A 24,953-nucleotide genomic window follows, 5' to 3' on the forward strand; every position below is an offset into this window, starting at 1 on the left:
GGCCCCCGTGCGATTGTACGCGCAGGGGCCGCCGTGGACAGGCGGGCCGGTGGGCCCGGGGCCGGCGGCGGGACGCGCCCGCCGCCGACCCGCGCGGTCAGTAGACGCCCTCGCCGAGGGAGGCGAGGAACTCGCGGCGCTCCTGGCGACGCTCCGCCTGCTGGTCCGGGTCCGGCACGGGCGCCGCCGCCAGGAGGCGACGGGTGTACTCCTCCTTCGGACGGTGGAGCACCTCCTCCGTGGGGCCCTGCTCCACCTGGCGGCCGTCCTTGAGGACGAGCACCTTGTGGGCCAGCATGTCCACCACCGCGAGGTCGTGGGACACGAACAGGCACGCGAACTCGTAGCGCTGCTGCAGCTCCGCGAACATGTCCAGCACGGCGGCCTGGACGGACACGTCGAGGGCCGAGGTCGGCTCGTCCGCGATGAGCACCTGGGGGTCCAGGGTCAGGGCGCGGGCGATCGAGATGCGCTGGCGCTGACCGCCGGAGAGCTCGTGCGGGTACCGGTTCACCACGGAGCGCGGCAGACGCACCGCGTCCAGCAGCTCCTCGGCGCGGGCGAGGCGCGAGCGCCGGTCCCCCACCTTGTGCACGACCATCGGCTCGGTGATGATGTCGCCGATCGGGAACCGCGGGTCCAGCGAGGCCGCCGGGTCCTGGAAGACCACGCCGATGTTCTTGCGCAGGGCGCGCTGCTCGGCCTTGGGCATCGTCGCCAGGTCGTGGCCCTGGATGCGCAGCGAGCCCTCCGCGATGGTGAGCAGGCCGAGGACCGACTTGGCGATGGTGGACTTGCCCGAGCCGGACTCGCCCACCAGGCCCAGGATCTCGCCCGGGGCCACCTGGAAGCTGACGTCGTGGACCACGCGGTTCTTCTTGCCGCGGTGGTCGTACTCGAGGTGGAGGTTCTCCGCCTCGATCGCGTACCGGGCCTGCGTCTGCGTGGCCGTGACCGGCTCCGGCTCTGCCACCTCGAGGGGCTCGCCGAGGCGCGGCACCGCCGAGAGCAGCTTCTGGGTGTACGGGTGCCGGGCGTGCTGGAGCACCTGGTGCACCGAGCCCTGCTCCACGAGCTCGCCGTGGAGCATCACGCACACCCGGTCCGCCATGTCCGCCACCACGCCCATGTTGTGCGTGATGAGCAGGATGCCGGTGTTCATCTTGTTCTTCAGGGAGCGCAGCAGCTCCAGGATCTCGGCCTGGACCGTCACGTCGAGCGCCGTGGTGGGCTCGTCCGCGATGATCACCTTCGGCGAGCAGCTGATCGCCATCGCGATGACGATGCGCTGGCGCTGGCCGCCCGAGAACTGGTGGGGGTACTGCTTGAGCCGGGTGGCGGCGTCGGGGATGCCCACCATGGTGAGCAGCTCGACGGCGCGCTTGTCCGCCTCGGTGCCGTAGGCGATGCCGTGCAGCTCGAGGGCCTCCGTGAGCTGGTCTCCCACGGTGAGGACGGGGTTCAGGGCCGTCATGGGCTCCTGGAACACCATCGCCACCTCGTCGCCGCGGATGTCGCGCAGCTGCCCCGGGGTCATGGTGAGCACGTCGCGGCCGGCCAGCTGCACGGAGCCGGTGATGTCCGCATTGCCCGGGAGCAGGCCCATGGCGGTGGCGCTCGTGACGGACTTGCCGGAGCCGGACTCGCCCACGAGGGCGACGACCTCGCCGGGCTTGACGTCGAACGTCACGCCCTTGACCGCGTGCACCTCGCCGAACTCGGTCGCGAACTTCACGTCCACGTCGCGGAAGGCGAGCACCGGCTCGCCGCCCAGGTCGTCGTGGCGGGCCACGACGCCCATCGCGCTCGTCGCGGGGCCCGGAGGCACGCCGCCGTCGCCGGAGGAGCCGGGCACGGCGGCGCCGCGCGCCTCGAGGTCGGCCGACGACGCCGCGTGCGAGCCCTGCCCGCCGGCGGTCACGTCGTTCTCGTTCTTCTTGCCGAACATGGATCGGCCTTTCTTGTCGTTCGCGCTCATCGCTGACCGTCCTCGTCCGCGTCGGAGATCCGTGCGGATCCGCCGGCCTCCTCCGCGGGGGCCTCGATCCGGCCGGCCGTCGGGGCCGCGGCCAGACCGCCCGCCGTCGTCGCACCGGCCTCGGTGGCGGCCGCGCGGCGACCGAAGAAGCGGGGCCTGCGGTGGGCGCCCGCACCCTGGCGCGGGTCGAAGGCGTCGCGCAGGCCGTCGCCGAGGAAGTTCACGGACAGGGCGATCGCGAGGATGATCATGCCGGGCCACCAGAACAGCCACGGACGGGTGGTGAACGCGTTCTGGTAGTCGGAGATGAGCAGGCCCAGGGACGAGTCCGGCGCCTTCACACCGAAGCCGAGGAAGGACAGCGAGGTCTCCAGCAGCACCGCGCCCGCGATGGCGAACGTCGCGTTCACGACGATCACGCCGATCGTGTTGGGCAGCAGGTGCTTGAAGATCAGGCGGCCCGGCTTGGCGCCCATGGCGACGGCGGCCGCCACGAACTCCTTCTCGCGCAGGGACAGGACCTCGCCGCGCACGAGGCGGGCCAGGGACGTCCAGGACACGAGGCCGAGCACCACCGCGAGCGGGAGGATGCCCATCTTCATGCCGCTGGCCATCTGGCCGAGCACCGCGGCGAGCACGAGCAGCGGGATGACGATGATCAGGTCGGTCAGGCGCATCAGGACGGAGTCGACCCAGCCGCCGAAGTACCCGGACACGGCGCCGACGATCGCGCCGATCACGGTGGAGAGCAGGCCCACGATGGCCGCGATGATCATGGACTGCTGGGTCCCGCGCATCACGAGGGCGAAGTAGTCCTTGCCCGTGGTGTCCTGGCCGAAGGGGTGCTCGCCCCAGCGGAGGCCCTCGCCCCCGAAGGCCTGCGGCACGACCGACAGCGTCGGGCGACCGCCGTTCACCACGGAGGCCGCGGCCGTGTAGGACTTGTCCCACCAGCCGGGGATGCCGGCGAAGCCGATGGAGGAGAACGCCATCAGCGTGATGAAGACCAGCACGATCAGGGAGATCATCGCCGCCTTGTGGCGGAAGAACCGCTTGCGGACCAGGGCGCCCTGGGAGTAGGACTTCCCGGCCTTGGCGCGGAGCTTGGCGTCCTCCGCCTCCGCGAGGTCGAAGATCTGCTTCTCGTCGAGCTGCGCGCCCGTCGTCGAGGAGTTGTTGGTGGTCATCTGGCTCACACTCGAATCCGGGGGTCGAGGACGGCGTAGAGCACGTCCGCCACGAGGTTCATCAGCACGGCGGCGGTGCCCGTCACGAGGAAGAACGCCATCACGGGCATGGGGTCCACGTCGTGCAGGCCGGTGGCGAACAGCTCGCCCATCCCCTTCCAGCCGAACACCTGCTCCGTGATCACGGCGCCGCCGATCAGGCCGGCGAAGTCGAAGGCCATGATCGTGGTGATGGGGATCAGCGAGTTGCGGAACGCGTGCTTCAGGATCACCTGGCGCTCCGGCAGGCCCTTGGCGCGCGCGGTGCGGATGTAGTCCTGACGCGAGACCTCGAGCATGGAGGAGCGCGTGTACCGCGAGTACGTGGCCACCGAGATGATGGTCAGCAGGATGGTGGGCAGCAGAAGCTGCGCACCGCGGTCCAGGAACACCACCCAGAAGTGGGCGTCCAGGTTCGGGGTGCCCGAGCCGATCGTGGAGATCGGGCGCGGCTTGACCTTCAGGAAGGTCGGCCAGTAGTTCATCAGGTGTTCCGCCACGATCGCCACGCCCATGATCAGGGCGGTCACCAGCGAGGCGGACACGGCCGAGCCCTTGGAGAAGCCGCCGAGCAGGCGGCCCACCAGGATGGCCACCAGCACGAGGATGACGCCGAGGCCGGCCAGCAGCAGTGCGGACGGCGTCCGCCACAGCAGGCCGTAGGTGGCGTAGTAGGCGACGAGGCCGATCGCGGCCGTGACCAGGGCCGCCTTGAGGACCGATCGGTTGCGCAGACCGGAGATCACCGCGGTGGCGCCGACGGCGGCGGCCAGGCCGATGACCAGCTGCACGACCGGGCCCATCTGCGGATGCCGCCAGAAGTCGACGGCGAACAGCACCCAGCCGGCGAGCAGGATGAACGCGGCGGTGGCGCCGAACGTGAAGGCGCGCCGCCTGAGGTCGCCCGCCATGACGGCCTGCAGGACCAGGCCCGCGAGGACGGCGACCCCGATGAGGAGGGGCCAGTTCAGCTCGGGGCTGCGGATCCAGTCGTTGAACCGGATCCCCATGTACTCCTTCAGGAGCACGGCCGCCCAGAACACGGGCAGCGAGAAGAAGAGGAAGATCAGGAACGTGACCACGTAGTCGAGGCCGGAGTACTGGCGGATCGCGGTGACGATGCCGATCGCGATGCCGATGATGATCGCCAGGACGGTCGCGAGCACCACGAGGCGCAGCGTGGAGGCCGCGGCGTTGCTCAGCAGGTCGGCGACGGACTGACCGTTCCGGCTGAGGCCGAGGTCGCACTGACCGGTGACGCAGCCGCCGATGCCCTGGAGCCAGTCCCAGTACCGGGCGTACCAGGGCTGGTCCAGCCCCATGAATTCGGTGCGGGCGGCGATGAGTGTCTCGCGGTTGGGGTTCTGTGACTCTCGCAGGTCCTGGAGGGGGTCACCCGAGTGGGCCACGAGGAAGAAGAGCAGGATCGACGCGCCGAACAGCACCAGGAGGGAGCTGCCGAGGCGCTTGAGGATGAATTTCAGCACAACAGGGGGTGACCTTCCGTGCGAGTGCAAGGGAAAGGGAGGGGTGCGGGTTCGCCGCGGTTCACGGCCAGAGCCCGGCCGGTGCCCGGCCGGGCTCTGTCCTCGATCCCGACGCCGGCGGTCCGCGGGAGGCGGACCGCCGGGTCAGAGGTCAGCGGGGTGTCACTCCTGGACGCGGACCCACTGCTCCACGTTCCACAGCGCACCCGACTGGGCGGCGGTGTCGCGCACGTTGGCGACGTCGGCCTTGTGGCCGACCAGACCCGGGTGCGCGTACAGCGGGATGGCCTGGAAGTCCTCCCACAGCAGCTTCTCGATGGTCTTGACCTGCTCGAGCTGCTCATTCTCGTCCAGCGAGGTGGCGAGCTTGTCCCAGGCCGCGTCCACCTCGGGGTTGTTGTAGCTCTGCTGGTTCTGGGCGCCGTCCGACTGGTAGATGTTCGCGCCGGAGGCCTTCTGGCCCGAGCCGGCCCAGGCGTAGAGGGCCGCGTCGTAGTCACCGGCCGGCATGACCTCCTTGAAGAACACCGGCGAGTTGGCGTCCTGCACGTCGAAGCCGGCCTGGTCGCAGGAGCTCTTGATGAGCGCGACGGTCTCGGTGCGACGCTGGTTGCCGGCCTGGTAGCCGAGGCGGACCGTGGGCGTGGAGACGCCCGACTCCTCGACGAGCTCCTTGGCCCGCTCGATGTCCGGCTGGTCCAGCTCCGTCGGGTAGGCCGCGTCCACGACCTCCTGGTACTTGTCCTGGAAGGGGAAGACCTCGCGCAGGTTCATGACCTGGGCGTCCGCGTAGATCGGCTTGATCAGGTTGTCCACGATCTGCTGGCGGGGCAGGCACAGGGCGAAGGCCTCGCGCAGCTCCGGGGAGTCCGCGAAGACCGAGCCCTCGCCGCGGTTGTAGTCCACGTGCTCCCAGGTCAGCTGGTCGCCGGTCTGGACGTTGACGGAGTCGCCGAGGCCCTCGAGCTGCTGGAGGGTGTCCACGGTGGCCTGCGGCTCGATGACGTCGAGGTCGCCGTTCTGCAGGGCCTGCACGTGGGTCTTCGGGTCGGCGAAGCGGAGGACGAGCTCCTTGGTGGCCGCCGGGGTGCCCCAGTACTCGGGGTTGGCCTCGAGGGTGATGGACTGGCCGGCCTGCCAGCCACCGTCCTTGAACTTGTAGGGGCCCATGGAGGGCACCAGCGAGGCGTCCGGCAGCTCGCCTGGGCTGAAGTCCCAGCCGTCGTTCCAGAACTCGGCCGCCGGGGTGAGCGCCTCGACGTCCTTCTCCTTCGCGGCGGTGACGAGCTCCTCGAAGCTCATGCCCGCCTCCTCGGCGATGACGTGCGCCGGCAGCGCGGTGCTGATGAGGATCTCCCAGTCCGCGTAGGGCTCCGCGTAGGTGACGGTGAACTCCTTGCCGTCGGCCTCACCCTCGGGCGCCTCCGGGATGTACTTGCCCTGCTCGAAGGAGATCGAGTCGAACAGCGGGGTCTCGGAACCCTCGGCCTTGACCGTGTCGTTGTTCGCAGCCCAGTGCACGATGAAGTCGCCGGCGGTGACGGGGGTGCCGTCGGACCACTTGGCGTCGTCGCTAATGGTGTACTTCACGGTCAGCGGGTCGTCCGAGGTCTTCTCGTACGTGCCGAAGTCCTCGTTCGGGATGATCGAGCCGTCGGTGCCGAAGTACCAGAAGGACGAGAACATGCGGTCCGCGACGGCCGAGTTGTACGTGGTGTACGTGTTCGACTGCAGGCCGTTGTAGGACAGGAAGTCGTCGGCGCCCACCGAGTAGGCGATGGAGCCGTCCTGGGTCTTGACGTCGCCCAGGTCGGCCTTCCCCGGCCCGGAGGCCTCGGCGGTGAGCTTCTGGCCCTTGTCCCCTTCGATGACGTTGCCGGCGCCCGAGTCGCCGCCCTGGCTGGCGCCGGAGCCGTTGCTGGATTCGCCTGCGTTGCCGCCGCCCGGGGCGCACGCGGAGAGGATGAGGGCCGAGCCGGCGGCCAGGGCCGCGGCAGCGGAGAGCTTCGTGTACTTCATGGAAGGTGCTTCCGTTCATGAGAGGTGCAAGGACGTCGCGCGCCCGCATCCCTGTGGGGATCCGATGGTGCGAGACGACCCCCGGGCCGTTCCGCCGAGACGGGACGTTCCGTGAGATGGACCACACTGTAGCGGGCACATTCCGATTCGCGAAAGTCCGGATCCGGATCCGTCTCAGCCGTGTCGCACAGCGGTCGCCGACACCCCGGCAGGCCCCGGCCCGGCGCCGCTGCACCCGGGCGCCGGCGCGGTCAGCGACGACGGTCCGCCAGCAGCGTCCGCACGGCCCACGCCCCGCCCATGCCATGGACGCCGGCGCCCGGCGGGGTGGAGGCGGAGGCCAGATACAGCCCGGTCCGACCCGCCCGGTGCGGCCGGGGCGACGCAGTGGGGCGCAGGAGCGCGCGCGCTCCCGCGAGCGATCCCCCCGCGATGTCGCCGCCCACGAGGTTCGGGTTCCACGCCTCCAGATCGGCCGGGCGCATCGCGACCGCGGCCTGGATCCGGTCCCGGGAACCGGGTGCGTGCCGCTCCACCTCCGCCTCGATCAGCGGACGGACGTCGCCGGGGTGGCCGTGGGGCACATGGGCGTAGGACCAGACGACCGTGTGCCCCCGGGCGGGCCCGGTGGCCCGTGAGGGGTCTGCCGCCTGCTGCTGACAGAGCATGACGAAGGGCCGCGCCGGCATCCGGCCGGCCGCGACGTCGTCCTCGGCCCGCCGGATCTCGGTGGCGGTCCCGCCCAGGTGCACCGTCCCCGCGCCCGCCAGCCGGGCGTCGCGCCACGGGATCGGCCCGTCGAGCAGGAAGTCGACCTTGGACACGGACGGCCCGGGGCGCCACCGGCGCAGGGCCGCGGCGTAGCGCGGCGGCAGGCCCGTGCCGGCGACGCGCAGCACCTGGCGCGGGGTCAGGTCCAGCACGACGGCGTCCGCGGCGGGCAGCGCGCGCAGGTCCGTGACCTCGTGACCCAGGTGCAGGCGCCCGCCGTGCGCCCGCAGCACCGCCACGAGCGCGTCGACGATCGCCCCCGACCCGCCGCGCGCCACCGGCCAGCCCGAGCTCATCCCGAGCGCGCCGAAGAGCGCACCGAACGCCGCCGTCAGGGGCCGGCTCGAGGGCAGGATCGCGTGGGCCGCCGAGCCCGTGAACAGGGCGCGGGCGGCCTCCGTGCGGAACATCGCCCGGCCCAGCAGATCGGCCGGCCACGGGGCGCGCAGGCCGAAGCGGGCCATCGCCACCGGATGGGGCGGGGGTCGCAGCACCGGGCCGAGCGCGCCCGCCAGGATCTCGTCGACGTGCGCGACCAGGGCCCCGTGCACGGCCCGCCAGGCCCGCGCGTCGACGCCGAGACCCGCGGCGGTGGCCTCGAGGTCCCGGTGCAGGAGGGCGGCCGGCCCGTCCGGCAGCGGATGTCCCATCGGCATGGCCGGGTGCAGCCAGGCGAGCCCGTGGTCCGTCAGCCCCAGCTCCCGGAACACGGGGCTGGCGACGCCGAACGGATGGCCCGCCGCCCCGAGGTCCACCACGGTCCCCTCCCCCAGCACCGGCGCGGACGCGCACGCGCCGCCGGGCACCGGGGCCCGCTCGAACACGTCCACCTCCCAGCCCTCGCGGGCCAGCAGGGCGGCGGCGGTCAGGCCGTTGGGGCCGGCGCCCACGACGACGGCGCGGCCCGGCTCGACGCCCCGGGGCAGGGCGAATCCGGGGCCGGTGGCGGTGTCGGTCATGGTCTCCTCCTGTGGTCCCTAGGATGGTCGCACCCCGCCCGCCGCCCGTCAGGAGGCCCTCCCCCGTGGACCCGTTCTGGACCGCGCTCGCTCTCACGACGTTCGCCGGGCTGGCCACGGTGCTGGGCGGCGTCCTGGCGATCGTCGGACGCGCGCCCTCGGGCCGCGGGCTGGGGGCCGCCCTCGGCCTCGCCGCGGGCGTCATGCTCGCGGTCTCCTTCCTGGAGATGCTGCCGGCCGCCGTCGAGGGGCTGGGCGGGGCGGTCGGCCCCGCGGCGACCGCCGTCGCGGTGGCCGCCCTGATCCTCGGCGCAGGCTCCTACGTGCTGCTCGAGCGCGCCGTCCCCGACCCCGTCTCGGAGATGCCGGGCGACGTCGACGACCCGGCCGGCCTGGACCGGCGGCGGATGCTGCGCCTGGGCACGGTGACGGCCCTGGCGATCGGCCTGCACAATCTGCCGGAGGGCTTCGTCACCTTCGCCGGCACCCTGCAGGATCCGTCGGTGGGCCTCGCGCTGGCCGTCGCGATGGCCGTGCACAACGTTCCCGAGGGCGTGGCCGTGGCCGTGCCCGTGCGGCAGGCCACCGGATCGCGGCGCAAGGCCTTCGCGTGGGCCGCGTTCACGGGGATCGCGGAGCCGCTGGGCGCGCTGATCGGCTGGCTGCTGCTGGCCCCGTTCCTCACACCCGCGCTCCTGGCCGCCGTCTTCGCGGCCGTGGCGGGCGTGATGGTGACCGTGAGCCTCGACGCGCTGCTGCCCGCCGCCCGGGCGGCCGGGGGCCGCGCCGCGGCGCTGGGCGGCGTGCTGCTGGGCGTGGCCGCGATGGCCCTCTCACTGGACCTGCTCTCCTGAGCGCCGGGGGGCCGGTCAGTTCACGAGGGCCGGCTGCAGGACCGCCTCGGCCTCGCGCACCTCGCCGTCGGCGGTGCGCCACTGGACGGTGATCCGGTCCCCCACGTTGTGGTCGTTGACCAGGCGGGACATCCGGGAGGCGTCGTCGCCGACGGCCCGCCCCTCGATCTCGAGGATGACATCGCCCTCGACCAGGCCGATCTGCTCGGCGGCGGAGCCCGCGTCCACCTGCATGACCACGACGCCGACGTCGGGATCCGCGCCGACCATGATGCCCAGGGCGCCGTCCGCGCCGATGCTCACGGTGTCCGTCTCCTCGCCCGTCAGGACCTGGTCCGCCACGTCGAAGGCCACCTCCAGCGGGATCGCGAAGCCGTCCACCTCGTCTGCGGTGGTCCCGTCGCTGGCTGCCACGGTCACGCCGACCACCTGGCCGGCGTCGTCCACCACCGGGCCGCCGGAGTAGCCGGGCACGACGTCCGCGTCCGTCTGGATCAGGCCGGACAGGCGCGCGTACTGATCGGTGCCCTCGGCCGCGGCCATGATCGAGCGGTCCGTGCCGAGCACGGTGCCGCGCACGGCCGTCAGATAACCCTGGCCTCCGCCGTTGCCGACGGCGGCCACCTGGTCCCCGCGCCGCACCGGGTCCAGCGAGACGCTGGCCACCGGCAGGTCTGAGACGCCCTCGACGTCGAGCACCGCGATGTCGTGCTCGGCATCGCGCCCGAGCACCGTGGCCGTGTGCCGCGCGCCGGTGTCCGCGACCACCACGTGCACCTCCGAGGAGTCCTCGACCACGTGGTAGTTGGTCACCGCCAGCCCGTCCGGGGAGAGCACCATGCCCGTCCCCGTGCCGGTGCGGGCGCCGAGGGCGGTCTCCACGAGGAGGATGCCCGGGGCGTCCGCGACCGGCTGGCCGGGGTCCAGGGACGATCCGTCGTGGGCCGATGCGGACCAGTCCACCGCCACACCGTCGTGGATGTGGGTCAGGCCCGCCGCGAGCTCGCCCGCCTCCCGGGCGGGGGCCTCGGCGGCGGGCACGGTCGGGGCGGAGTCCGCGGCGACGTCGACCATCCGGCCGGCGAGGAGGGCGGTGAGGCCCCCGGCCAGGACCAGCGCGCCGAGCACGCCGAACAGCGCGATGACGAACGCCAGGGGCGAGCGTCGTGCGCGCGGCGGCCAGCCCGGCGGCGTCACGCTCAGCCCCGGGCGGCCGCCAGGGCGGCCTCGTAGTCCGGCTCCTCGGAGATCTCGGGGACGAGCTGGGCATGACGGACCACGCCGTCGGCATCGACCACGACGACGGCGCGGGCCAGCAGGCCCTCGAGCGGACCGTCGGTCATGCGCACGCCGTAGTCGTCGCCGAACGACGAGCGGAACACAGAGCCGCTGCGGACGTGGTCGATGCCCTCGACCGAGCAGAAGCGCGCGGCGGCGAACGGCAGGTCCGCGGACACGGCCACGACGGTGGTGTCCCCGAGGTCCGCGACGCGGGAGTCGAACTCGCGGACGGAGGCGGCGCACACGCCGGTGTCCAGGGACGGGAAGATGTTCAGGATCACGCGACGGCCGCGCAGCTCCCGCAGGGTCACCGGGGACAGGTCCGCCCCGGTGAGGGTGAAGTCGGGGGCGGGGGCACCCACCTGGGGCAGCCCACCGACGGTGTGGACGGGGGTGCTCTTCATGTGGGTCGTCGCCATGGGGACAGCCTAGGATGGGCGCGGCCGGACGGGAGCGCCCCGCGCCCTGCTCGGCGGACGGCGAACACGGAGGGACCGACCATGACCGAGCCCATGACGTCCAACGTCACCGACACGGCGCTGCTGTTCGAGGGCGGGGGGATGCGCGCCGCGCTCACCTCGGCCGTGGTGGCGGAGCTGCTGCGCGAGCGGATCCACGTGGACTTCGTGGCCGGCATCTCGGCGGGCTCGTCCAACGCCGTGAACTACCTGTCCCGCGACCCGGCCCGTGCGCGGCGCTCGTTCGTGGACTTCGCCGACGATCCTCGGTTCGGCAACTGGCTGAGCTTCCTGCGCGGCAAGGGCCTGTTCAACGCCGAGTACATCTACGAGCACGCCGGCCTGCCCGAGGCGGACCTGCCCTACGACTTCGCCACGTTCCGCGCGAACCCCGCCCGGCTCGTCCTGGGCGGGTTCGACGCCGCGAGCGGCGAGACCCGCTGGTGGGACCGCTCCGACATGACCACCCTGACCGACCTGATGGTCCGCGTCCGCGCGTCGTCCACGATGCCGGTCCTCATGCCCCCCGTGCACGCCGAGGGCACCGTGTTCGTGGACGGCGCCCTCGGCGTGGACGGTGGGATCCCGCTGACCGCGGCGGAGGACGCGGGGTTCGAGAAGGTCCTCGTGGTCCTGACCCGGGAGCGCGGGTACGTGAAGCGGCCCGAGCGGTTCCCCTCGTTCTACCAGCGCACCTTCCGGCGCTACCCCGCCGTCGCGGACGGCCTGCTCACGCGCTGGCGCCGGTACAACGCGACCCGCGAGCGCCTGTTCGAGATGGAGCGGCAGGGCCGGGCCTATCTGTTCGTGCCCGAGACCATGCCCATCTCCAACGGCGAGCGGTCCGTGGCCAAGCTGGCCGCCGCCCACGAGCTCGGCCTGGACCAGGTGCGCCGCGAGATGCCCGCGATCCGCGCGTTCCTGGGGCTGCCGGCGTCCCGCTGAGCCGCGCCTGCTCCGAGCGGCGGGTCAGGCCTCGGCGCGGGCGGCCGAGTCCGGCAGGCCGAACACCGAGTCGAACGCATAGGCGTACACCGCGGCGTAGACGAGGAAGAACACGAGCAGGCCGGCCTCGATGAGGAACGCCTCCCCCAGCCCGATGCCGAGGATCAGCGCCACCGCGGGCACGAGGAACACGATCAGCCCGCCCTCGAAGCCGACGGCGTGGGCCACGCGCACCCACCAGGGCCGGCCCGTGATCCCGAGGCGGCGTTCGAGGGTCTCGAACACGGAGTTGAACACGATGTTCCACAGCAGGGCCACGGTCGAGGACACGACCGCCACGGCGAGCGAGGGCCCGCCGCCGTTGCCGAGCGCCGCCAGGATCACGGTGGTGAAGAGGATGGCGAGCAGCTCGAAGACCACCGCGTAGACCACGCGGCGCAGCAGGGGCGTCCGGAACACGCGGCGGCGCACGAGCGCGTCCCGGCCTCCCGGTCCTCGCGGCGCGTCGGAGGGCGGCGTCGACACGGGGTCGACGCCCGGGCGGGCGTGGTGGGTCTCGGACACGGCGCCCAGCCTAGGGCCGGGGCCGCGGGGCGCCGAATCCGGCGGGACCGGCCGCCCGCCGTCGTCGTGCCCCGATGACGGGGCGGGCGCGCCTTCACCGCGCCCCGGTCGCCTGCCTAGAGTTCGAGGCATGAAGCTCACCGATGACCTGCTGCAGAAGTTCAACGACCAGATCACCCTCGAGTTCGAGGCGTCCATGGTCTACCGCCAGCTCGCGATCGCCGCCGACGACCTGGACCTGTCCGGGATGGCCGCGTGGCTGCGGCACCAGGCGGACGAGGAGATCGTCCACGCGAACAAGTTCATCGACCACGTCGCCGACCGGGACAGCTTTCCGACGATCGGTGCCATCCCGGCCCCGCCCGTGCAGGCCAGCGTGTCGGCCCTGGAGATCTTCCGGGCCGCGCTCGCTCACGAGCAGAAGGTCTCCGAGGCGATCCGCGAGCTGTACCGGGCCACCGAGTCCGCGGGTGACCTCAACTCGCGCCCGCTGCTGAACTGGTTCCTGGACGAGCAGATCGAGGAGGAGGCCACCGTCTCCGAGATCGTGGGCCAGCTCGAGCTCGTGGGCGACGACGGCTCGGGCCTGCTCCGCATCGACGGCCGCCTGGGCTCCCGTCCCGTGGAGACCACCGAGAACGACGCCTGAGCCCACCGGCGGCTACGTCGGCCGCGCATGCACCGGCCCGGTCCCCCGCGGGACCGGGCCGGTGCGTGTCCGTCCTCGCCGCTATGCTCGACCTGCGCCCTGCCCGCGCACCGGCGTGCCCGTCGGCCCCACCCCAGGAGGAACCATGGTCGGACTCGTAGCCCTGCTCGACGACGTCGCCGCCCTCGCCCGCCTCGCCGCCGCGAGCGTGGACGACGTGGCCGCCGGAGCGGGACGCGCCGCGGCCAAGGCGGCGGGCGTGGTGGTCGACGACGCCGCGGTGACCCCGCAGTACATGGCCGGCGCGGCCGCGGCCCGCGAGCTGCCGATGATCTGGCGGATCACCAAGGGCTCCCTGCGCAACAAGCTCGTGATCATCCTGCCCGCGCTGCTGCTGCTCGACTGGCTCGCCCCCTGGATCCTGCCGTGGCTGCTGCTGGCCGGCGGCACCTACCTGTCCTACGAGGGCGCGCACAAGGTGTGGGGCAAGCTCACCGGCCACGGGCATGCCGACGATGCGGAGCCCGCCGTCGAGCGGGGCCCGGAGGCCGAGGACACCGTGGTGCGCGGGGCCATCACCACGGACTTCATCCTGTCCCTGGAGATCATGGTCATCTCCATGAACGAGGTGACCGACCTGGGCTTCTGGATGCAGACGGCGGTCCTGGCGGTGGTGGCCGTCCTCATCACCGTGGGCGTGTACGGGGCGGTGGGGCTGATCGTGAAGATGGACGACGTCGGCCTGCACCTGCACCAGAACGCCTCGACCTCCGGCGGCCGCTCGTTCGGCGCCGGGCTGGTCAAGGCCATGCCGCACGTGCTGCGCGTGGTGACCGTCATCGGCACCGTGGCGATGCTCTGGGTGGGCGGCCACATCGCCCTCGTGGAGCTGGACGCGCTGGGCGTGCCGTGGCCCTACGCCGTGCAGCACGGGATCGTCGAGCCCGTCACGCACGCCGCCGGCGCGTTCCTCGGCTGGCTCACGGAGACCGCGACGTCGGCCGTGTGGGGCCTGCTCTGGGGCTCGGTCGCGCTCGGGGTGGTCCTGCTCGTCGGACGCCTGCGCGGGAAGAAGGCCGCGCCCGCCCACTGACGCGGCGGCCGACGGGTCCATTCCCACCCACGCCCGACGCCGAGGCCCGCAGACGCGCCGCTACGCACGGAATGTAGCGGCGCGTCTGCGGGCCTCGGCGCTGGGTCCGTCTCCCGGCGGGCCCCGTCAGTCGGCGGTGAGGAAGGTGCGCACCGCGGAGACGAAGGCCTCGGGCTGGTCGGCGTGCAGCCAGTGGCCGGCGTCGCGGACGGTCACGCGCACGACGCGCGGGAACAGCTCCTTCATCCGCGGCACGTCCTCGTCCTGGACGTAGTCCGACTCGGCGCCGGCCAGCCACAGGACCGGATGGTCGAACACGCGCTCCGGGTCCTCGGGGACCACCGGGTCCGGGAACGAGCCGATCTCCCGCAGGTGCTCGAAGAGCATGGCCACGTTGGGCTGCCACACGAAGTGCCCGGCCGTGCGTCGCAGGTTCTGCAGCAGGAAGCCGCGCACCCGCGCGTCGTGGACGTGCTCGGCCATGGCGGCGTCGGCCTCGGCCCGCGTCTCGTACGCGTCCAGGTCCATGCGCAGCATGGTGCCCAGCAGGTGGACGAACTCGTCCGTGGCCTGCGGCGAGACCCGCGGGGAGATGTCCTCCACGATCAGCCGGTCCACGAGGTCCGGGTGCCGCAGGGCGAGCACCATCGCGACCTTGCCCCCCATCGAGTGGCCCAGCAGATGGACCGGCCCGTCGGCGGCGAGGCCGGCGCGCAGGTGGGCGGCCACCCGGTCCGCGATCTCGCGGTAGTCCACCCGGTCCGTCCAGGGCGAGGCGCCGTGGTCCGGCAGATCGATCAGCTCCACCGTGAAGTCGTCGCCCAGCTCCTTGGCCGGGCCGGTGAAGTTCCGGCCCCGGCCCATGAGGCCGTGCAGGAACGCGACGCGGCGCGGGCCCTCCCCGATGCGGGTGGAGGCCAGGGGGGCGTCGGACGGGTCGGAGGCGGCGGCGGTCGTGTTCACCCGACTCAGGCTAGCGCGGGACCGCGCCGGCGCCTCCCCCGCCTTACAGTCATCTCGACCCTCTGAGATGGGCGCGAACAGTGTCATACTGACCAGAACAGCCCCGCCAGTCCGCCCCGGGAGGTCCCATGCCGGTCGCTGAGGCCCGCGTCAGCGTGGCCGTGTCCACGGCCGTCTTCGGCGTGCGCCCGGACCCGCACGGCGTGCCCCGCCTCTGTGTCGCCCTCGTCCCGCGGATGCGCGAGCCGTTCCTGGACCGGTGGGCGCTGCCGGGCGCGTGGCTCGGCGCGGACGAGGAGCTGGCCGACGTCGCCGCACGCGTGGCCGCCGAGTGCGTGCCCGGTCCCGTCCGTCGCCTCGAGCAGCTGGCGGCGTTCGGCGCCGTGGACCGTTCCCCCACCGGACGCGTCCTCACGGTGGCCCACTGGGCGCTCAGCCCCGCCCTGGACGACGACGGCGCCGCCCCGGCGTCCAGCCCGGACCCGGACGTGGCCGGGCTGCCCATCGGGGTCCATGTGCGCTGGCACCGGGCCGACGCGCCGCCCGCGCTGGCGTTCGACCACGCGCAGATCCTGGCGGCGGCCGTGGCGCGCCTGCGCGCGGACCTGCCGCGAGCCGGCGTCGGGCACGCGCTGCTGGGGCCCTCCTTCACCCTCGCCGAGCTGCGCGCCGTGCACGAGGCCGTCCTCGGCCGCGGCCTCGACGCCGCCAACTTCCGCCGCGCCACCCTCGCCGCCGGGACCCTCGAGGAGACCGGCGAGGTCCGCGGCGGCACCCCGCACCGCCCGCCCAAGCTCTACCGGTACCGGCCCGCCGGGCCCGGGACCGACCCCGATCCCGCCGGGCCGGACGCCCGCCGCTGACCCACCAGCCCCGACCCAGGAGTCACCCATGACCACCCCGACCGGGACCACCGCCTCGGTGGCCCGCACCCTGACCCTGATCGACAAGGACGCCGCGCGCGGCTCCTCGTGCTCCCCCGACCTGACCCGCGGCCCCTGGGCGTTCGACGCCGGCCTGCCCGCCTACGGCCCCGGCGCATCGCAGGACGACGTCGTCCCGGCCGACGCCCCCGTGCAGGGCCGCATCCCCGAGGAGTACCAGCGGGCCTCCGACGAGGAGCTCCACGCCCGGATCAGCGCGGCGCGGCAGACGCTCGGCGAACGCGTCGTCGTGCTGGGCCACTTCTACCAGCGCGACGAGGTCGTCCAGCACGCCGACTTCGTGGGCGACTCCTTCCAGCTCGCGCGCGCCTCCCAGGGCCGGCCCGAGGCGGAGGCGATCGTGTTCTGCGGCGTGCACTTCATGGCGGAGACCGCGGACCTGCTCTCCACCCCGGACCAGGCCGTCATCCTGCCCAACCTCGCCGCCGGCTGCTCCATGGCGGACATGGCCGACCTGGACTCGGTCGAGGACGCGTGGGAGCAGCTCGAGGCGGTCTACGGCACCGAGCCGGACGACGACGGGCGCGTGCCCCTGCTGCCCGTGACCTACATGAACTCCTCCGCGGCCCTCAAGGGCTTCGTCGGCGAGCGCGGCGGCATCGTGTGCACGTCCTCCAACGCCTCGGCCGTGCTGGACTGGGCGTTCGAGCGTGCCCAGCGCGTCCTGTTCTTCCCGGACCAGCACCTGGGCCGGAACACGGGCCGCGCCAGGGGGATCCCACTCGAGCAGATGCCGACGTGGAATCCCCGCCTGCCGCTGGGCGGGAACTCCGAGGACGCCCTGCGGGACGCGAAGGTCCTGCTGTGGCACGGCTTCTGCTCGGTGCACCGCCGCTTCACGGTCGCGCAGATCGAGCAGGCCCGCGCCGAGCACCCGGACGTCCAGGTGATCGTGCACCCCGAGTGCCCCCTGCCCGTGGTGGAGGCCGCGGACTCCTCCGGGTCCACCGACTTCATCGTCAAGGCCATCCAGGCGGCGCCGGCCGGCTCGACCTTCGCGATCGGCACCGAGATCAACCTCGTGCAGCGCCTGGCCGCCCAGCACCCCGAGCACACGATCTTCTGCCTCGACCCCGTGATCTGCCCGTGCTCCACGATGTACCGCATCCACCCCGGCTACCTCGCGTGGGTGCTCGAGGAGCTCGTGGCCGGCCGCGTGGTCAACCGGATCACCGTGCCCGCGTCCGTGGCCGACCCGGCCCGCACCGCGCTCGAGCGGATGCTGGCCGTCGCGCCGAAGCAGTCGGCCGCGCAGTCCGCCGGGGCCGGGACGTGACCCCGGCCGACCGCGCCCCGGCGACGCCGGCCCCGCAGCCGGACGTGGAGCGGATCGTGACCGCCGCGCTCGCCGAGGACGCGCCCTGGGGTGATGTCTCCTCGGAGGCCTTCGTCCCGGAGCAGGCCCGGATCACCGCGCGCGTGGTGGCCCGCGAGCCCGGGGTGCTCTCCGGCACGAACGCCCTCGAGGCCGCCTTCCGGCTCGTCGACCCGGCCGTGTCCGTCACCCTGCACCTGACCGACGGCGCCGACCTGTCCCCCGGCGCCGTCGTCGCCGAGGTCGCGGGCCCCGCCCGCTCGGTGCTGCGCGCCGAGCGCGTGGCGCTGAACCTCGTCCAACGGCTGTCCGGGATCGCCACGACGACGGCCGCCCACGTGGCCGCCGCGCGCGCCGGCGGCGGGCACGCGCGGGTGGTGGACACCCGCAAGACCACCCCGGGTCTGCGCGTGCTCGAGCGGCAGGCGGTGCGGGACGGCGGCGGGCACAACCACCGCTCCAGCCTCTCAGATGCCGTGATGCTCAAGGACAACCACCTGGCCGCGCTGGGGTTCGGCGGCGCCGGCGACCCGGGCGAGGCCCTCACCGCGGCCCTGCGCGCCGGGATGGCACGCCTGCCGCACACCACCCACGTGGAGGTGGAGGTCGACCGGCTCGAGCAGATCCCGGCGGTGCTCGCCGCCGGGGTCGGCACGATCATGCTGGACAACTTCTCGCCGGCCGAGCTGCGGGCCGGCGTCGAGCTCGTGGCGGGCCGGGCCGTCGTCGAGGCCTCCGGCGGGGTGAGCCTGGAGACGATCGGGGCGATCGCGGCCACGGGCGTGGACGTGATCTCGGTGGGGGCGCTGACCCATACCGTCCGGTCCCTGGACCTGGGCCTGGACGCCGTGGTCGAGGAGGGCTCGCCGCGCCGATGAGCACCACCCTCGACCTGGACCACGCGGCCACCGCGCCCGTCCGGCGCAGCGCGCTGGAGGCGATGTGGCCCGCGCTCACCGGCGTCTACGGCAACCCGTCCTCGGCGCACGAGGCCGGCCGGGCGGCGGCGGCCCTGCTCGAGGACGCCCGCGCGCGGGTGGCCCGCCTGATCGGCGCCCGGGCCGGGCAGGTCGTGTTCACCTCGGGCGGCACGGAGGCCGACGCGCTCGCCGTGCTCGGCACGGTGCGCGCCCGGATCCTCGCCGGCCGCCCGGCGGGCCACGTGCTGACCACGGGGATCGAGCACAGCGCGGTGCGGCAGTCCTGTGACCAGCTGGCCCGGCTGCACGGCGTCGAGGTCGAGCACCTCGCGCTGGACCGGGACGGCCTGACCTCGGCGGACGACCTCGCCGCCCGCCTGCGCCCGGACACCGCGCTGGTCAGCGTGCACCTGGCCCACAACGAGGTGGGCACGGTGCAGCCGGTGGCCGAGCTGGCCGCCGTCGCCCGGGAGGCGGGCGTGCCGGTGCACGTGGACGCGGTGCAGGCCGCGGGGCAGATCCCGGTGGACGTGCGCGCCCTCGGGGCGGATCTGGTGGCGCTGTCCGGGCACAAGGTGGGCGGGTCCAAGGGGGTCGGCGCGCTGTGGGTGCGCCCGGGTCACGCCCTGGAACCGCTCGTGCCCGGTGGCGGCCAGGAGCGGGGCCGGCGGTCCGGGACGCAGAACGTGGCCGGCGCGGCCGGGTTCGCGGCCGCCTTCGAGGAGGCCGAGGCGGAGCGCGCCGCGGCCGCGGACGCGTGGGCCGGGCTGCGGGACCGGTTCGCGGCGCGCGTGCTCGACGGCGTCCGGGAGCTCGTGCCCGACGCGCGGCTGACCGGCCATCCCGCCCGACGGCTGCCACGCCACGCCTCGTTCGTGCTGCCCGGCGTGAACGGCGAGTCGGTGCTGGAGGAGGCGGCCCGCCGGGGCGTGCTGGCCTCGGCGGGGTCCGCGTGCTCGGCCCACGACGCCGAGCCGTCCCCGGCCCTGCTCGCGCTGGGCCTCAGCGAGGACGAGGCCCGCACGGCCCTGCGCTGCACGTTCGGCCCGGACGCCGACGCCCCGCTGCTCGACGCCGCGGCGGACGCGATCGTCGACGCCGTCCGGACGGTCACCGCCCTGCGCTGAGCGGCCCCGGGCCGGTCGACCCCGCTGCCGCCGGGGGCCGGCGTCGGACGTTCACCCGGGGGTCAGCCCGAGGCCACATGTCCCTCGCCTGCGTGCCCCACCCTGGCCCCGTGAAGCAGACCACCGCACCCCTGTCCCACTCCGCCTCCCGCCGTTCGGTGCTCGCCGCGGCGTCCGCCGCCGTACTCGCCCCCGCCGCCCTCGCCGGCCCCGCCGCCGCCCGTCCGGCCCGCCACACCCCCGGTGGCCTGGTCGCGTCCCGTCTGACGCTGCCGTCCGGCGTCGCCACCGGCGACGTCACCTCGAACTCGGCCGTGCTGTGGGCGCGCTCGTCCGGCCGTTCGCGCCTGCACGCCACGCTGCGCGCGGTCGACGAGGACGGGAAGGTGCTGCGCGGCCGCTTCGCTCGCGGGCTGACCCTGCGCTCCGGCTGGGTCGACGGGGCCACCGACCACACCGCGAAGATCCTCGCGGACACGCTGCCCTCCGACACCCGCTTCGAGGTGACGTACGCGTTCGAGGACGAGGCCGGCCGCCTGGGCGAGTCGGCCGTGGCCCGCTTCACGACGGCGCCCGGCGCGCGGTTCGGCCGGAAGACCTCCGCCGCCCAGTCCTTCGTGTGGACCGCGGACACCGCGGGGCAGGGCTACGGCATCAACCCGGAGATCGGCGGCATGCGCGGCTACGCGGCGATGCACGCCACGATGCCCGACTTCTTCCTGCACTCCGGCGACACGATCTACGCGGACAACCCCATCCCGGAGACCCTCGAGGTGGCCGGCGAGCCCACCTGGCGCAACCTCGTCACGGAGGAGACGTCCAAGGTCGCCGAGACGCTGAACGAGTTCCGCGGCCGCCACCGCTACAACATGATGGACGACAACCTCCGCGCCCTGTACGCGGACGTCCCCGTCATCGCCCAGTGGGACGACCACGAGACGACCAACAACTGGTGGCCGGGTGAGGTCCTCGAAGACCCGCGCTACACCCAGGTCCGTGACGTGGACACGCTGGCCGCCCGCGCCCGCCGCGCGTGGCAGGAGTACATGCCGATCGCCGACTCCACAGCCCTGCGCCGCGGCTCGGGCTTCGAGCCCGCCCGCATCTACCGCAGGATCCCCCGCGGCGCGACCCTCGACGTGTTCGCCCTGGACATGCGCACCCACAAGGGCGAGAACACCCCGGGGCTCGAGACCCACGAGACCCCGATCCTGGGCGAGGAGCAGCTGCAGTGGCTCATCCGTGGGCTGCGCGCGTCGACCGCCACGTGGAAGGTCATCGCCAACGACCTGCCTCTGGGCCTGATCGTCCCCGACGGCACGGGGCAGGAGTCCCTGTCCAACGGCGACGACGGCGCCCCGCTGGGCCGCGAGCTGGAGATCGCCCGCCTCCTGAAGGCGATCAAGGACCACGGCGTGAAGAACGTCGTGTTCCTCACCGGCGACGTCCACTACTGCGCGGCGCACCACTACTCCCCCGACCGCGCGGCGTTCACCGACTTCGAGCCGTTCTGGGAGTTCGTGGCCGGCCCCATCAACGCCGGATCGTCCGGCCCGAACACGCTGGACGGCACCTTCGGCCCGCGCCTGGACTTCGAGGCGCACGGGCCGGTCATGGGCTCGCCGCGCTCCGGCGAGCACCAGTACTTCGGCCACGTCGAGATCCCCGAGGACGGCCGCGAGTTCCGGGTGCGTCTGATCAACGCCGTCGGCCGGACGGTCTACTCGCGCACGCTGACGGCTGCCTGATCCGCCGTGCCGGCGGCGTCGGCGGACCGTCAGTCGGTGATCAGGCCCTCCTCGCGGAGCCAGTCCCACGCGACCTGGGTGGGCTCCTCGCCGTCGACGTCCACCCGGGCGTTCAGGCGCGCGGCCGTCGCGTTGTCCAGGCGCGCGGTCACGGGCGCCAGCAGGTCGGCGATCTCGGGGTGCTCGGCCAGGACCTCCTCGCGCACGATGGGGGCCGCGTTGTACTTCGGGAAGAAGCTCAGCGGGTCCTGCAGGGTCGTCAGGTCCAGCGCGGCGATCCGCCCGTCCGTGGAGTACGCCTCCCCGAAGGTGCACGACCCGTCCGCCACCGCGGCGAACACCGCCCCGATGTCCATCTGGCGCAGCCGGGATCCGGTGGGCCGTTCGATCCCGTAGGCCTCGAGCATGGGCAGGAACCCGTCGTTGCGGGCGGCGAATTCGGCGCTCACGCAGAAGGACTGGTCCTCCGTGGGGAGGTCCTTGATGTCCGCGAGGGTCTCCAGGCCGAGCTCCTCCGCCCGGTCCTGGCGCACGGAGAAGGTGTAGGTGTTGTCGAGTTCGGCCGGCGGCAGCCACACCAGGCCCTGCTGCGCGTCCTCGTCCCGGACCGCGGCCCACTGCGCCTGGGCGTCCGGGATCGGATCGGTGTGGCCCAGGTACGTGATCCAGGCCGTCCCCGTGTAGTCCCACTCGACGTCCACGACGCCTGCGACCTGGGCCTGGCGCGCACTGAGCGAACCCGGCATGTTGGTCAGATCCTCGACGTCGGCCCCCGCGGAGCGCAGCAGGATCGCGGTGATCTTGCCGAGCACGACGCCCTCGTTGAAGTTCTTGGAGCCCACCGCCACGTGGGCGCCCTCGAGGTCGATCCCGGCGACGTCGCCGGCGGGCGTGCCCGAGGGCAGGTAGCCGCCGGCGGTGCTCAGCCCGCACCCGGACAGGACCAGGGAGGCCGCCAGGCCGAGCGCGGCGAGCGCGGCACGAGCGGGGGTCCGGCCGCGGCGGCGGGACGGGAGGGTCGCGCGCGGGGTGGTCATGCGAGCCCCCTCGGCGTGGCCAGCGTCTCGACGAGGCGGCCGATCCACTCGATCATCAGGGCGAGGGCGGCCACGAGGATCGCCCCCGAGACGAGCAGCGGGAAGCGGAACAGGACGATCCCGGTCTGGATGAGCAGGCCGAGGCCGCCGGCGTCGATGAACGTCGCGAACGCCCCGGTGCCCACCAGCAGCACCAGGGCGGTCCGCAGACCCGCCATGATCACGGGCAGGGCCAAGGGCAGCTCCACCCGGAGCAGGGTCTGCAGCGGCGACATGCCCATGCCGCGGGCCGCCTCGACGACGGTGGGGTCGACACCCCGCAGCCCGGCCAGCGTGTTGGCCAGCACGGGCAGGAACGCGTAGAGGGACAGGGCCAGGACGGCGACCCGGAAGCCGAACCCCCACGCCATGGCGAGCAGGACGATCACACCGATCACGGGAGCGGCCTGGCCGGCGTTGGCCAGCCCCATGGCGACGGGGGTGAACCGCCGGGCGGCGGGGCGGCTCAGCAGCACGCCGAGCGGGACGGCCGTCGCCACGACCAGAACGGTGGACACGCCGACGAGGGCCAGGTGCTCGGCGGTGATGCGCAGGACGGTGGGCCAGGTCAGCAGCCGGGCCTCGACGTCGTCGAGGGCGGCTCCGCGCACCCAGACGGTCCACCCGATCAGCAGGGCGGCCACCAGCAGCGGCAGGCCGATCAGGAGCAGGCGGTCCTCGGCGGAGGCCGCACGCAGCCGGGCGATCACGGCCGAGCCTGCTCGTCGCCGGCGCGGGCGTGCGCGCGCAGTGTCGGATAGTCGAGCAGACCGATGACCGTGCCATCACGGACCACGGCGATCTCCTCCGCCGGGGCCGTGACCAGCACGGCGAGGGCCTCGCTGATCGGGGTGGCCGCGTCGAGCACGGGCCCGCCCGGCAGCGTGCCCGTCGGGTGCTGTGCGATCGGGCGCAGCGGCAGCGAGTCGACCGACCGCAGCCCCAGCCGCTTGAGCCCCGCCCCCGACCCCACGAAGTCGGCCACGAACTCGGTGGCCGGCCGCGCCAGGACCTCTTCGGGGGTGGCGTACTGGGCCACGTGCGCGCCGGGTTCGAGCACCAGGATCCGGTCGCCCAGGAGCACGGCCTCGTCCACGTCGTGGGTGACCATCACGATGGTCTTGCCCACCCTGGCCTGGATGTCGAGCATCTCCTGCTGCAGGCGCTGGCGGGTGAGGGGGTCCACGGCGCCGAAGGGCTCGTCCATGAGCAGCACGGGAGGATCCGCCGCGAGGCCCCGCGCCACGCCGACGCGCTGCTGCTGTCCGCCGGACAGCTCGCGCGGGAAACGGTCTCGATAGATCGCCGGGTCCAGGCCGACGAGGTCGAGCAGCTCGTCCACACGGTCGGCGATGCGCCGGCGGTCCCACTTGAGCAGGCGCGGCACCAGGCCGACGTTCTCGGCGACGGACAGGTGGGGCATCATCCCGCCACCCTGCACGACGTAGCCGATCTGACGGCGCAGCCGGGTGGGGTCGCGGCGTGTGATGTCCTCCCCACCGATCAGGATCCGCCCGGAGGTGGGCTCGATGAGGCGGTTGATCATCTTCAACGAGGTGGTCTTGCCGCAGCCGGACGGGCCGACGAACACCACGGTCTCCCCCGCGGGGATGATGAGGTCCAGGGCGTCCACGGCGGGACGGTCCTGCCCCGGATAGAGCTTCGTCAGGGACTCGAGACGGATCTCGGCCCCGGCGTCACGGTCGGTGCTCATGCGCGCAGTCCCTTCGAGATGGTGAGCCGGCCGAGCAGCACGAGCAGCCCGTCCAGGACGAGGGCGACGACGACGATGCCGAGGGTGCCCACGAGGGCGTAGTTCAACGCGTTGGCGCCGCCCAGGGAGACCAGCCCCGTGAAGATGTACGAGCCCAGTCCGGGCCCCAGGACGTAGGCCGCGACCGCGGCCACGCCCATGCCGAGCTGGCCCGCGACCCGGATGCCGGTGAGGATCACGGGCCAGGCCAGCGGGAGACGCACCCGGGTGAACAGCGCCACCGGCCCCATGCCCATCCCCCGGGCGGCCTCCAGCACCTCCGGGTCCACGCCGCGCAGACCCACGAGCGCGTTGCGGAGGATGGGCAGCAGGGCATAGAAGACCACCACCACGACGGCGGGGACGGTCCCGATGCCCACCAGGGGGATCAGGACGCCGATGAGCGCGAAGGAGGGCAGGGTCAGCCCGACGGCCGTGAAGGCGTTCGCGATCGGGGTCAGGGCCTTGATCCGCGTGGCGATCACGGCCAGCGCGATGGCGAGCACGGTGGCGATGGCCAGCGCCTGCAGCACGAGCCACCCGTGCTGCCACGCCCGGAAGAGGATGTCGGGCCAGCGTGAGGCGAGGAACTCGCTCATGCGGCCTCCACGCCGGCAGCGCACCCCTGGGCGGCCCGGGCGTCTGCGGGGCGGGGCAGGACCGTCATCGTCGTCTCCTTCGGTCCGGGTGGGTCGGGCGTGCTCTTGCACGCTCCCCGAGATGGTGGCGCTCCCTGTGTTCTGCGCCACGACGGGGGTCACCGGCACCGCCAAGGATGGCCTACCGACCGGGCGACGGGCAGGACGGCCTGCGCTAGCGTGTC

Annotated in this window: 22 protein-coding genes; 9 read left to right on the plus strand and 13 right to left on the minus strand. The window is 73.4% G+C overall.

What is annotated here, in order from left to right:
• Positions 1–97: 97 nt before the first annotated feature.
• The 5 genes from O3T09_RS07470 to O3T09_RS07490 form a co-directional block, all read right to left on the minus strand.
• Positions 98–1,978 carry an ABC transporter ATP-binding protein gene (locus tag O3T09_RS07470; RefSeq protein ID WP_052833441.1) on the minus strand — a complete coding sequence of 627 codons (1,881 nt, stop codon included), beginning with the start codon at positions 1,976–1,978 and terminating at the stop codon, positions 98–100.
• Positions 1,975–3,165, minus strand: coding sequence for an ABC transporter permease (locus O3T09_RS07475; protein ID WP_060973557.1), 1,191 nt, complete (start codon positions 3,163–3,165; stop codon positions 1,975–1,977). Before O3T09_RS07475 ends, O3T09_RS07470 begins: the two co-directional genes overlap by 4 nt.
• A 5-nt stretch (positions 3,166–3,170) precedes the next feature.
• Positions 3,171–4,691, minus strand: coding sequence for an ABC transporter permease (locus tag O3T09_RS07480; RefSeq protein ID WP_049147577.1), 1,521 nt, complete (start codon positions 4,689–4,691; stop codon positions 3,171–3,173).
• Between the two features lie 162 nt (positions 4,692–4,853).
• Entirely contained in the window at positions 4,854–6,710 is a 1,857-nt protein-coding gene (locus O3T09_RS07485) for an ABC transporter family substrate-binding protein (RefSeq protein ID WP_060973539.1), read from the minus strand.
• 251 nt (positions 6,711–6,961) lie between these two features.
• A complete protein-coding gene (locus tag O3T09_RS07490; protein ID WP_221844992.1) occupies positions 6,962–8,440 on the minus strand; it encodes a phytoene desaturase family protein in 1,479 nt (492 codons plus the stop codon).
• 65 nt (positions 8,441–8,505) lie between these two features.
• On the opposite strand from O3T09_RS07490, the gene zupT reads away from it, so the two are divergent.
• Complete coding sequence (zupT, locus tag O3T09_RS07495; RefSeq protein WP_044659390.1) at positions 8,506–9,294, plus strand: zinc transporter ZupT; 789 nt, start codon at positions 8,506–8,508, stop codon at positions 9,292–9,294.
• A 15-nt stretch (positions 9,295–9,309) separates the two neighbouring features.
• On the opposite strand, the gene O3T09_RS07500 is transcribed toward zupT, so the two are convergent.
• Together O3T09_RS07500 and tpx are read right to left on the minus strand one after the other, a co-directional pair.
• On the minus strand, positions 9,310–10,491 hold the full coding sequence (locus O3T09_RS07500; protein WP_049147478.1) for a S1C family serine protease: 1,182 nt from the start codon (positions 10,489–10,491) through the stop codon (positions 9,310–9,312).
• 2 nt (positions 10,492–10,493) lie between these two features.
• Complete coding sequence (tpx, locus tag O3T09_RS07505; RefSeq protein ID WP_049147477.1) at positions 10,494–10,994, minus strand: thiol peroxidase; 501 nt, start codon at positions 10,992–10,994, stop codon at positions 10,494–10,496.
• An 81-nt stretch (positions 10,995–11,075) separates the two neighbouring features.
• Here tpx and O3T09_RS07510 point away from each other — a divergent pair, with 81 nt between their 5' ends.
• Complete coding sequence (locus O3T09_RS07510; protein WP_269295467.1) at positions 11,076–11,978, plus strand: patatin-like phospholipase family protein; 903 nt, start codon at positions 11,076–11,078, stop codon at positions 11,976–11,978.
• Positions 11,979–12,002: 24 nt separating this feature from the next.
• On the opposite strand, the gene O3T09_RS07515 is transcribed toward O3T09_RS07510, so the two are convergent.
• Positions 12,003–12,542, minus strand: a complete 540-nt coding sequence (locus O3T09_RS07515; protein WP_260849675.1) for a PACE efflux transporter — start codon at positions 12,540–12,542, stop codon at positions 12,003–12,005.
• A gap of 130 nt (positions 12,543–12,672) precedes the next feature.
• Between O3T09_RS07515 and O3T09_RS07520 the strand changes: the two genes are divergently transcribed.
• Together O3T09_RS07520 and O3T09_RS07525 are read left to right on the plus strand one after the other, a co-directional pair.
• Positions 12,673–13,191: a ferritin gene (locus O3T09_RS07520; RefSeq protein ID WP_069941603.1), complete on the plus strand. Its 519-nt coding sequence runs from the start codon at positions 12,673–12,675 to the stop codon at positions 13,189–13,191.
• A 145-nt stretch (positions 13,192–13,336) separates the two neighbouring features.
• Positions 13,337–14,284, plus strand: a complete 948-nt coding sequence (locus O3T09_RS07525) for a DUF808 domain-containing protein (RefSeq protein ID WP_069941602.1) — start codon at positions 13,337–13,339, stop codon at positions 14,282–14,284.
• A 126-nt stretch (positions 14,285–14,410) separates the two neighbouring features.
• Here O3T09_RS07525 and O3T09_RS07530 read toward each other — a convergent pair whose 3' ends face one another.
• Positions 14,411–15,247 carry an alpha/beta fold hydrolase gene (locus O3T09_RS07530; protein WP_144818672.1) on the minus strand — a complete coding sequence of 279 codons (837 nt, stop codon included), beginning with the start codon at positions 15,245–15,247 and terminating at the stop codon, positions 14,411–14,413.
• 128 nt (positions 15,248–15,375) lie between these two features.
• On the opposite strand from O3T09_RS07530, the gene O3T09_RS07535 reads away from it, so the two are divergent.
• The 5 genes from O3T09_RS07535 to O3T09_RS07555 all read left to right on the plus strand — a co-directional run bounded on the left by O3T09_RS07535 (position 15,376) and on the right by O3T09_RS07555 (position 21,301).
• Positions 15,376–16,110, plus strand: a complete 735-nt coding sequence (locus tag O3T09_RS07535; RefSeq protein WP_073117454.1) for an NUDIX hydrolase — start codon at positions 15,376–15,378, stop codon at positions 16,108–16,110.
• A gap of 28 nt (positions 16,111–16,138) precedes the next feature.
• On the plus strand, positions 16,139–17,467 hold the full coding sequence (gene nadA / locus O3T09_RS07540; protein WP_113913746.1) for a quinolinate synthase NadA: 1,329 nt from the start codon (positions 16,139–16,141) through the stop codon (positions 17,465–17,467).
• Complete coding sequence (gene nadC / locus O3T09_RS07545; protein WP_101967543.1) at positions 17,464–18,384, plus strand: carboxylating nicotinate-nucleotide diphosphorylase; 921 nt, start codon at positions 17,464–17,466, stop codon at positions 18,382–18,384. Before nadA ends, nadC begins: the two co-directional genes overlap by 4 nt.
• Positions 18,381–19,553 carry a cysteine desulfurase family protein gene (locus tag O3T09_RS07550; RefSeq protein WP_144818670.1) on the plus strand — a complete coding sequence of 391 codons (1,173 nt, stop codon included), beginning with the start codon at positions 18,381–18,383 and terminating at the stop codon, positions 19,551–19,553. Before nadC ends, O3T09_RS07550 begins: the two co-directional genes overlap by 4 nt.
• A gap of 110 nt (positions 19,554–19,663) precedes the next feature.
• Positions 19,664–21,301 carry an alkaline phosphatase D family protein gene (locus O3T09_RS07555; protein ID WP_049145952.1) on the plus strand — a complete coding sequence of 546 codons (1,638 nt, stop codon included), beginning with the start codon at positions 19,664–19,666 and terminating at the stop codon, positions 21,299–21,301.
• Between the two features lie 29 nt (positions 21,302–21,330).
• On the opposite strand, the gene O3T09_RS07560 is transcribed toward O3T09_RS07555, so the two are convergent.
• From O3T09_RS07560 to O3T09_RS07575, 4 genes are read right to left on the minus strand one after another with little or no spacing between them, the layout of a single operon-like run.
• Positions 21,331–22,338 carry a glycine betaine ABC transporter substrate-binding protein gene (locus O3T09_RS07560; RefSeq protein WP_041104962.1) on the minus strand — a complete coding sequence of 336 codons (1,008 nt, stop codon included), beginning with the start codon at positions 22,336–22,338 and terminating at the stop codon, positions 21,331–21,333.
• Positions 22,335–23,087: an ABC transporter permease gene (locus tag O3T09_RS07565; protein ID WP_269295468.1), complete on the minus strand. Its 753-nt coding sequence runs from the start codon at positions 23,085–23,087 to the stop codon at positions 22,335–22,337. Before O3T09_RS07565 ends, O3T09_RS07560 begins: the two co-directional genes overlap by 4 nt.
• A complete protein-coding gene (locus tag O3T09_RS07570) occupies positions 23,084–24,091 on the minus strand; it encodes an ABC transporter ATP-binding protein (RefSeq protein ID WP_049145928.1) in 1,008 nt (335 codons plus the stop codon). Before O3T09_RS07570 ends, O3T09_RS07565 begins: the two co-directional genes overlap by 4 nt.
• Positions 24,088–24,729 carry an ABC transporter permease gene (locus O3T09_RS07575; protein WP_002855197.1) on the minus strand — a complete coding sequence of 214 codons (642 nt, stop codon included), beginning with the start codon at positions 24,727–24,729 and terminating at the stop codon, positions 24,088–24,090. The genes O3T09_RS07570 and O3T09_RS07575 overlap by 4 nt, the downstream gene beginning before the upstream one ends.
• Positions 24,730–24,953: the final 224 nt, after the last annotated feature.

The sequence above is a fragment of the Micrococcus sp. H39-S4 genome (assembly GCF_027158145.1).
Taxonomy (GTDB): domain Bacteria; phylum Actinomycetota; class Actinomycetes; order Actinomycetales; family Micrococcaceae; genus Micrococcus; species Micrococcus luteus.

Coding starts and splice junctions, on each gene's coding strand:
- O3T09_RS07470 (WP_052833441.1), bottom strand. CDS start 1,978: ATGAGCGCGAACGACAAGAAAGGCCGATCCATGTTCGGCAAGAAGAAC.
- O3T09_RS07475 (WP_060973557.1), bottom strand. CDS start 3,165: ATGACCACCAACAACTCCTCGACGACGGGCGCGCAGCTCGACGAGAAG.
- O3T09_RS07485 (WP_060973539.1), bottom strand. CDS start 6,710: ATGAAGTACACGAAGCTCTCCGCTGCCGCGGCCCTGGCCGCCGGCTCG.
- O3T09_RS07490 (WP_221844992.1), bottom strand. CDS start 8,440: ATGACCGACACCGCCACCGGCCCCGGATTCGCCCTGCCCCGGGGCGTC.
- tpx (WP_049147477.1), bottom strand. CDS start 10,994: ATGGCGACGACCCACATGAAGAGCACCCCCGTCCACACCGTCGGTGGG.
- O3T09_RS07510 (WP_269295467.1), top strand. CDS start 11,076: ATGACCGAGCCCATGACGTCCAACGTCACCGACACGGCGCTGCTGTTC.
- O3T09_RS07520 (WP_069941603.1), top strand. CDS start 12,673: ATGAAGCTCACCGATGACCTGCTGCAGAAGTTCAACGACCAGATCACC.
- O3T09_RS07525 (WP_069941602.1), top strand. CDS start 13,337: ATGGTCGGACTCGTAGCCCTGCTCGACGACGTCGCCGCCCTCGCCCGC.
- O3T09_RS07535 (WP_073117454.1), top strand. CDS start 15,376: ATGCCGGTCGCTGAGGCCCGCGTCAGCGTGGCCGTGTCCACGGCCGTC.
- nadA (WP_113913746.1), top strand. CDS start 16,139: ATGACCACCCCGACCGGGACCACCGCCTCGGTGGCCCGCACCCTGACC.
- O3T09_RS07550 (WP_144818670.1), top strand. CDS start 18,381: ATGAGCACCACCCTCGACCTGGACCACGCGGCCACCGCGCCCGTCCGG.
- O3T09_RS07560 (WP_041104962.1), bottom strand. CDS start 22,338: ATGACCACCCCGCGCGCGACCCTCCCGTCCCGCCGCCGCGGCCGGACC.
- O3T09_RS07570 (WP_049145928.1), bottom strand. CDS start 24,091: ATGAGCACCGACCGTGACGCCGGGGCCGAGATCCGTCTCGAGTCCCTG.
- O3T09_RS07575 (WP_002855197.1), bottom strand. CDS start 24,729: ATGAGCGAGTTCCTCGCCTCACGCTGGCCCGACATCCTCTTCCGGGCG.